Consider the following 7,009-nt stretch of genomic DNA (forward strand, 5'->3'; position numbering starts at 1 on the left):
GGGATTCCACCGCCCATGGAAGCAACGATCAAATTCCAGGCTGACTATCATGCCGCGTTGGATCGAATACAGGAGCTAACGGGCGCCCTGGAAGACCCGCCCGAGGAGCGCGCGCTGATCCAATTGTTCTCGATGTCGAGATTTGGCGGGCGAAGCATCAGCTCTAAGCTGGCTCCCCTCGGCGAGCGAATCTGCGATAGCGCTACCATGCTGTACCCCCTGCCAACCCTCCGCGTGTCTTCTCCATCCTCGCCGGCCGTGAGGTTTGGACCTGGTTGGAGGAGTGGCGCCACGAGTGCGAGGTCGCGATCCTGGCGGGCCTCACTCTGGCCCAGCGCATAGGCGCTCGATGGCGTGAAGGACGGCATGCGGGGCATGAAGAGCATTCGGGGCGACGCGGCCGACCAACACTACAACACCCTGCGCCCGCAACCCTCGTTGGGCTACCGGCCACCAGCACCGCGCACTATCGTGTGGCCGGCTGCGCAAACCCAACACGCCTCGCCGGCCACCTCAACCGTGGCCGCCAAGCCCACAATGCATCAGATTAGAACTGGGCCACCAAATGGGGCAGGCCATTTGCGTTCAGCTTCATTCCGATCCCTGAGCTCGGGCCAAAGGGCTCCGCTCGCGTCACGCCTTGGCGAGCCAGGCTTCGGCGAGTTGCCAGGCGCCGCCTGAGTCGAGCACGATGTTATGCAGCTCCTTGCGGGCGACATGTCGTGCCTCGCGGAAAAAGAGCCAGGAGTAGTAATCGTTCTTGTTGAGGACGGTCTGGAGATCCTTGTAGATCGACTTGCGCCTGGCCTGATCGGTTTCCTCGCGCCCCTGATCGACCAGCTTGAAGACCTCCTCGTCTTTGATGCCGGACCAGTTCTGCGAAGCTGTACGGCCGAAGAACGGGCCGAAGACATGATCGGGGTCTGCGCGCGGAACATTGACGCGGCCCATCGCCAGTTCGTGCTGGAGTCCGAGCACCTTCGGCACCCAGGCCTGCCGCTCCAAGATCTCGATCTCCATGTTGATCTTGAACGGCTTGAGCTGGGCCTGGATGATCTGCGCGACCTGCGTGTCGGGATCCCGCTGGATGATCGAGATCTTGCAGGCGAAGCCGTTGGGCTGGCCGCCTTCCTTGAGGGCCGCCTGCACCTTCGCCGGGTCGAGCTTCGGAGCGGGGACGCTGGCGTCGTAGGACCAATCGGTCGGCGGCACCCAGGTCGGCGTCACCGCGCCGAAGCCGCGGGTGATGCCCTTCATCAGCACGTTGCGGTCGATGCCGTGGTTGACCGCCGCGCGCAGCGCCGGGTTGGCGAAGATGCCCTTGCTGACGTTGAAGGTCAGCCACTGTGCGACGCCGGGCGGAACCGAGACGAGCTTGAGCGCTTCGTTCTTTTCGACCTCTTCGAAATCGCGCGGGGTCACGCCGTCCACCAGATGGACGCCGCCCGACTTGACCTCGACCATCTTCACGGCGGTCGTCGGGATGATGCGCAGCGTCACGGCATCAGCATAAGGTAGCTTCTTTCCGTCGGCGCCCTCGCGCCAGTAGCGCTCGTTGCGCACGAACCGGATCTGGCTGCCGCCGACCCATTCGGCGAATTTATAGGGGCCGGTGCCCACCGGCTGGCGGCCGAAATCCTCGCCGAGCTTCTTCAGGGCGGCCGGAGAGCACATCATGCCCGCCTCGACTGCGAGCGAGGCCAGTGCCGCGCCGGAAGGCTGCTTCAGATTTATCCGGACCGTCATCGGATTGACCGCCTCGGCGCCCGCGATGTCGGCGAGATCGGGGCTGCGCGGTGCCGTCGAGCCGGGCGCGACGACACGCACGATATTGAGGACGGCGGCCTCGGCATTGAAGGGCTCGCCATCATGGAAGACGACGCCTTCGCGCAGCTTGAAGACGACCGATTTCTTGTCCTCCGACCACTCCCAGCTCGTTGCGAGCGAGGGCTGGAGATTGCCTTGCACGTCGAACTTCAGCAGGCCCTCGAACATCTGGATCAGGGCGTAGCGATCCGAGGTCGGGGCATCACCCATGATCGGGTCGAGGCTTTTGGGCTGCAGGTCCATTGAGGCGACGATGGTGCCGCCACGCACTGGCGATCCCTGTGCGAAGGCAGGCAGCCCGGCAATGAGGCCTAGGCTCGAAGCGCCGAGCAGAATGCCGCGACGTGAAATCATCTCCATTGCGAAATCTCCTCCCAAGGCGCTCTTGCCGACGCCCATGAGGGATTGCCTATCAGATATGTTATGAGATGGGCAATCGGATTTTGAATTTTCACTTGCTTGAATAACCCGGAAATTATGCTGCAGATGCGAATGCATTGCGCATCGCGACGCCATTCCTCTCGACAACGACGATGTCACACGCAAGAGGTGGCCCGTTGACCGCCTTCAAGTCACAAGATATCTGATAAGTTATGAGCGACACCACAGCACTTCAACCCGACAAGCAGCGCCTGACCGAGGCTGTGACGCAGTTCGTGATCGATCGTGTCGCGGAGCGCGTCTTTCGCCCCGGCGATTCCCTCCCGTCGGAATCGGACCTCGCCAAGCGCCTGAATGTCTCGAAGCCAGTCGTGCGCGAGGCGCTCGGACGCCTGTCGGCGCTGGGCATCGTCCAGATCCAGCAGGGGAAGGCGACGACCGTGAGGGGCCTCTCGGTCGCGCCGCTCGACCAGTTCCTGCGCTTGGCAGTCCGGGTGACCGATAACGGCCTGCGAGAAGCGGTCGAGCTTCGTCGCGCCATCGAGGTGGAGGTKGCCTCGCTTGCTGCCGAGCGCGCCTCGCCCCTGCAGATCGAGCCGGTCGAGGCTGCCCTGGAGAAGATGCGCGCCAATATCGATGGGGATTTCGAGCGTTGGCTCCAGGGCGACCTCGCCTTTCACGTCGCGCTGGCGCGCTGCTCCGGCAACGCATTGCTCGAACATTTGGTCAATGCGCTGGCGGAGACGATCAAGTTCACCCAGCGGGCGCTCGGCCTGCAGCGCGATCTGCGGGACCCTGCCGCGACCGTCGCGCGTCACCAGGCGATCATCGACGCCATCCGCGCTCATGATCCGGCAGCGGCGCGGGTGGCGATGACGGCGCATTTCGCCGTGTCCGACGCCGTGATCGCCGAGATTGCGCGCGACCATCGCCGGCTTGATCGCTACTGAGGGACTTTTCGTGCTCAGCTATCTCGGTAGGAAGCTCATCCAGATGCTGCCGGTGGCCTTCTTCGTCACCGTCATCGTGTTTTCCTTGACCAATCTCCTGCCGGGCGATCCGACGGTGACGATCCTTGGCGAGCAGGCCACGCCCGAGCAGCGCGCCGCCGTGCGGGTCGAGTACGGTCTCGATCAGCCGGCGCCCATTCGCTATGTCACATGGCTCGCCCGCGTCGCCCAGGGCGAGTTCGGCCGGTCCCTGCGGACGCGCGAGGATGTGGGCGCGATGCTGGCAGCGCGCATCCCGGTGACGCTGCAGCTCGGCTTGCTCTCGATCCTGATCGCGGTGGCGATCGGCGTGCCAGCCGGCATTCTCGCCGCGCGCTTCCGGGGCGGGCTGATCGATGTCGCGGCGAGCCTCGTGGCCATGTCGTCGGTCGCGGTGCCCTATTTCTGGATGGGCGTGCTGCTGATCATGTTGTTCTCGCTTCAGCTCGGCTGGCTGCCGGCATCGGGGCATGTCCGGTTCCTCGACGATCCCGCCCAGAACATGAAGCTGATGGTGATGCCGGCGCTGACGATCGGCACCGCCTTTGCGGCGCTGGTGATGCGCCAAACGCGGGCCTCGATGCTGCAGGTCCTGTCGATGGACTATGTCCGCACGGCCCGGGCGAAGGGTTTGAGCGAGCGGCTGGTCCTGATCCGCCATGCGCTACGCAACGCGCTGATCCCGATCATCACCGTGATCGGCCTGCAGGTCGGGGCGCTGCTCGGCGGCGCAGTGGTGACGGAAACGGTCTTCGCGCTGCCTGGCCTCGGCCGGATGCTGGTGGACGGCATCTTCCAGCGCGACTTCCCGGTGATCCAGGGAGCGATTCTCTTCATCGTCATCGCCGTCTTCCTGGTGAACCTCCTGACCGACATGCTCTACCGGGTCCTCGACCCCCGGGTCGAGGCCTGAGGCGATGGTGGCCGTGACCGGATCGATGCCGCCCTCCCCCGCCTCAGAGCAGCGCGCGCCGCGCTCGCCAGGCGCGATTATCATGCGCCGCATCCTGACGTCCTGGCAGGGACAGTTCGGGGTCGTCGTTCTCGCCGTCATCGTTTCGCTCGGGCTGTTGGCCCCCTGGATCGCGCCTTATTCTCCGACCGATATCGACCCGGAAGCCTTCTCGATGCCGCCGAGCGCAGCGCACTGGTTCGGCACCGACGAGATCGGCCGTGACGTGCTGTCACGCGTCCTGCATGGCGCCACGGTCTCGCTTCAAGTGGTCGTCTTCGCCATCGGCCTCGCGCTGGTCGTCGGCTCCGTGCTGGGTTTGATCTCGGGCTGGCTCGGCGGCGGCTGGGATGCGCTGATCATGCGGGTGATGGACGCCTTCCTGGCGTTTCCGCTGCTGGTTCTAGCGTTGTCCATCGTCGCGGTGCTCGGCCCCGACCTGATGAATGCGATGTTCGCCATCGCGATCACCAAGATGCCGGGCTTCGCCCGCCTGGTGCGGGCGGAGGTGCTGAGCCTGCGTGAGGTCGACTACGTTGTTGCGGCGCAGGCTGCCGGGGCAAGTCCCTGGCGTATCCTGTCCCGCCACATCTGGCCGAACGTCTCCGGCAACGTCATCGTCTATGGTTCTCTCTCCGCCTCGCAGGCGCTGATCACCGAGAGCGCACTCTCCTTCCTCGGCCTGGGCGTGCAGCCGCCGACGCCGAGCTGGGGCTACATGGTCGCGACCGGCATCCAGTTCTACCAGTCCTGGTGGATGAGCTTCTTCCCGGGGCTTGCGATCTTCCTGATGGTGCTAGCGCTCAACTTCCTCGGTGATGCCGTGCGCGACGCCTTCGATGCGAGGCTCGGCGATCGCAATGACTGAGCCGAACGGACTTCACCCGGAGCTCACGGGCCGGCGCGTGCTCGTCACCGGCTCATCGCAAGGGATCGGACTCGCCATCGCGAAGGCGCTGGTCAACTCTGGTGCCAGGGTCTGCATCAATGCGCCGTCGCAGGGGGCGGAGCTCGACCTGGCCTGCCGCGAGGCCGGCGCTGCCATCGGCATCGGCGCGGATCTGACCCGGCCAGACGAGGTCGAGCGGCTGGTGGCGGCCGTCACGGACGCTCTCGGTGGGGCCGACATCCTCGTCCTGAACGCCGCGCTCCAGGAGAAGCAGCCTTGGTCCCGCTTCGACCGCGCGTCGATCGACCGGCAATGGGAGATCAACCTCGCGGCGAATTATCGCCTGATCCAGGCTTTCGTTCCCGCCATGGCCGAACGCGGATTCGGCCGGCTGATCGCGATCGGTTCGATCCAGCAGGTCAGAGAGCATCCGGAGATGCTGGTCTATGCGGCCAGCAAGGCGGCGCTCGAAAGCATGGTCCGCAACCTCGCCCGGCAGGTCGCAGGGCAAGGGGTCACCTGCAACGTGCTGGCCCCCGGCGCGATCGCGACTGCGCGCAACCGCGAGGCGCTGGCAGACGCGGCCTATCGCGGCGCGGTCCTCGCACGCATCCCGGCTGGTCGTCTCGGCACGCCGGAGGATTGCGCCGAAGTGGCGCTGTTCCTGGCCTCCGACGCTGCCCGCTACGTCACCGGCACGACGCTCTTCGTCGATGGCGGAATGCATCTCTAGAGGAAACGAGAGCAATGAAGATCGTCGACATGAAGGTGCGCTGCGTGGCGATCCCGCTCAACGCGCAGCTTCGCCACAACACCGGGGTTCATCCCGGCTATTTCCTGCGCACCATCCTCGAACTGGTGACGGATGAGGGCATCGTCGGCCTCGGCGAGGTCGGCGGCGGCGACCAGCGCGGCGCGCTGACGAAACTCAAATCCCGCATCATCGGCATGGACCCGTTCCACCTCGAGCTGATCAAGCTCAAGACCTTGCGGGCGATCTACTATCTCTCGAACGCCCGTCTCTATGCCGCGATCGAGATGGCCTGCCTCGACATCCAGGGCAAGGGGCTGGGGCGACCGCTATGTGACCTGCTCGGCGGACCGGTGCGCGACCGCATCCCGATGATCGCCTATCTGTTCTGGCGCTACGACAGGCCCAGCGGTGGCCATGACAAACATCCCGAGGACATGGCCGATCTCTGCCAAGAGCTCCATGAGACCCTCGGCGTCACCGCGATGAAGCTCAAGGCCGGCGTCCTCGATCCGAATGTCGAGGCGCGCGCCGTCGAACTCTGCCGCGATCGGATGGGGCCTGATTTCGGCCTGCGGATCGACCCCAACGGCGTCTGGTCGGTGCCAACTGCGATCCGCATCGGCCAGCGGTTGGAGGCAGTCGGGATGGAGTATTTCGAGGATCCCGCCTGGGGGCTGGAAGGCAATGCCGCCGTGCGCAAGGCGGTCCGCACCCCCATCGCCACCAATATGTACCCGGCCAAGTTCGACGATCTCGGCCCCGCGATCAGGCTCGGCGCCGTCGATATAGTGCTGACCGACATCCACTACTGGGAGGGGCCGCGCGGGGTGAAGGACCTGTCGGCGGTCTGCCGCACCTTCGGGCTCGGCGTCGCGATGCATTCAGGGGCCGAGTTCGGCATCGAACTCGCCGCGATGCTGCACACCGCCGCGACCATCCCGGAGATGAGCTTCGCCGGCGATGCCCATTACCACTACCTCACCGACGACATCATCGAGGGCGGGCTGATGAAATACGAGGGCGGCGCCATCCGCGTGCCGACCGGGCCGGGGCTCGGCGTCGCGCTCGATGAGGACAAGATGCGCCACTACGGCGCGCTCTATGAGGCGAAGGGCGACTACTACGCTCGCTTCCACCAGGACCCCTACCGGCCGGACTGGCATCCGGTGGTGGGCGGGCTGTGACAAGCCGGCTCGCGACTTCGCCAACCTGACAAG

6 protein-coding genes and 1 pseudogene are annotated in these 7,009 nt (G+C 65.3%); 6 read left to right on the plus strand and 1 reads right to left on the minus strand.

Going from position 1 to position 7,009, the window contains the following annotated elements; genetic code table 11:
* Positions 1 to 405: 405 nt before the first annotated feature.
* A pseudogene (locus AC1DVA_RS25670) lies at positions 406 to 543 on the plus strand (IS3 family transposase); the annotation flags it as partial.
* 90 nt (positions 544 to 633) lie between these two features.
* On the opposite strand, the gene AC1DVA_RS25675 reads toward AC1DVA_RS25670, so the two are convergent.
* Positions 634 to 2,187, minus strand: a complete 1,554-nt coding sequence (locus AC1DVA_RS25675; RefSeq protein WP_265055229.1) for an ABC transporter substrate-binding protein — start codon at positions 2,185 to 2,187, stop codon at positions 634 to 636.
* A gap of 233 nt (positions 2,188 to 2,420) precedes the next feature.
* Between AC1DVA_RS25675 and AC1DVA_RS25680 the strand changes: the two genes are divergently transcribed.
* The 5 genes from AC1DVA_RS25680 to AC1DVA_RS25700 are packed head-to-tail and all read left to right on the plus strand — an operon-like array spanning position 2,421 to position 6,976.
* Complete coding sequence (locus AC1DVA_RS25680) at positions 2,421 to 3,158, plus strand: FadR/GntR family transcriptional regulator (RefSeq protein WP_265055230.1); 738 nt, start codon at positions 2,421 to 2,423, stop codon at positions 3,156 to 3,158.
* A 10-nt stretch (positions 3,159 to 3,168) separates the two neighbouring features.
* Complete coding sequence (locus tag AC1DVA_RS25685; RefSeq protein WP_476807755.1) at positions 3,169 to 4,110, plus strand: ABC transporter permease; 942 nt, start codon at positions 3,169 to 3,171, stop codon at positions 4,108 to 4,110.
* A 25-nt stretch (positions 4,111 to 4,135) separates the two neighbouring features.
* Positions 4,136 to 5,017 (plus strand): ABC transporter permease, encoded by an 882-nt coding sequence (locus tag AC1DVA_RS25690; RefSeq protein WP_476807756.1) that lies wholly within the window; start codon positions 4,136 to 4,138, stop codon positions 5,015 to 5,017.
* Positions 5,010 to 5,771 carry an SDR family NAD(P)-dependent oxidoreductase gene (locus tag AC1DVA_RS25695; RefSeq protein ID WP_265055233.1) on the plus strand — a complete coding sequence of 254 codons (762 nt, stop codon included), beginning with the start codon at positions 5,010 to 5,012 and terminating at the stop codon, positions 5,769 to 5,771. The genes AC1DVA_RS25690 and AC1DVA_RS25695 overlap by 8 nt, the downstream gene beginning before the upstream one ends.
* 14 nt (positions 5,772 to 5,785) lie before the next feature.
* Positions 5,786 to 6,976 carry an enolase C-terminal domain-like protein gene (locus AC1DVA_RS25700; RefSeq protein WP_265055234.1) on the plus strand — a complete coding sequence of 397 codons (1,191 nt, stop codon included), beginning with the start codon at positions 5,786 to 5,788 and terminating at the stop codon, positions 6,974 to 6,976.
* Positions 6,977 to 7,009: the final 33 nt, after the last annotated feature.

The sequence above is a fragment of the Allobosea sp. P4_C6 genome, assembly GCF_056402015.1.

Coding starts and splice junctions, on each gene's coding strand:
- AC1DVA_RS25675 (WP_265055229.1), bottom strand. CDS start 2,187: ATGGAGATGATTTCACGTCGCGGCATTCTGCTCGGCGCTTCGAGCCTA.
- AC1DVA_RS25690 (WP_476807756.1), top strand. CDS start 4,136: ATGCCGCCCTCCCCCGCCTCAGAGCAGCGCGCGCCGCGCTCGCCAGGC.
- AC1DVA_RS25695 (WP_265055233.1), top strand. CDS start 5,010: ATGACTGAGCCGAACGGACTTCACCCGGAGCTCACGGGCCGGCGCGTG.
- AC1DVA_RS25700 (WP_265055234.1), top strand. CDS start 5,786: ATGAAGATCGTCGACATGAAGGTGCGCTGCGTGGCGATCCCGCTCAAC.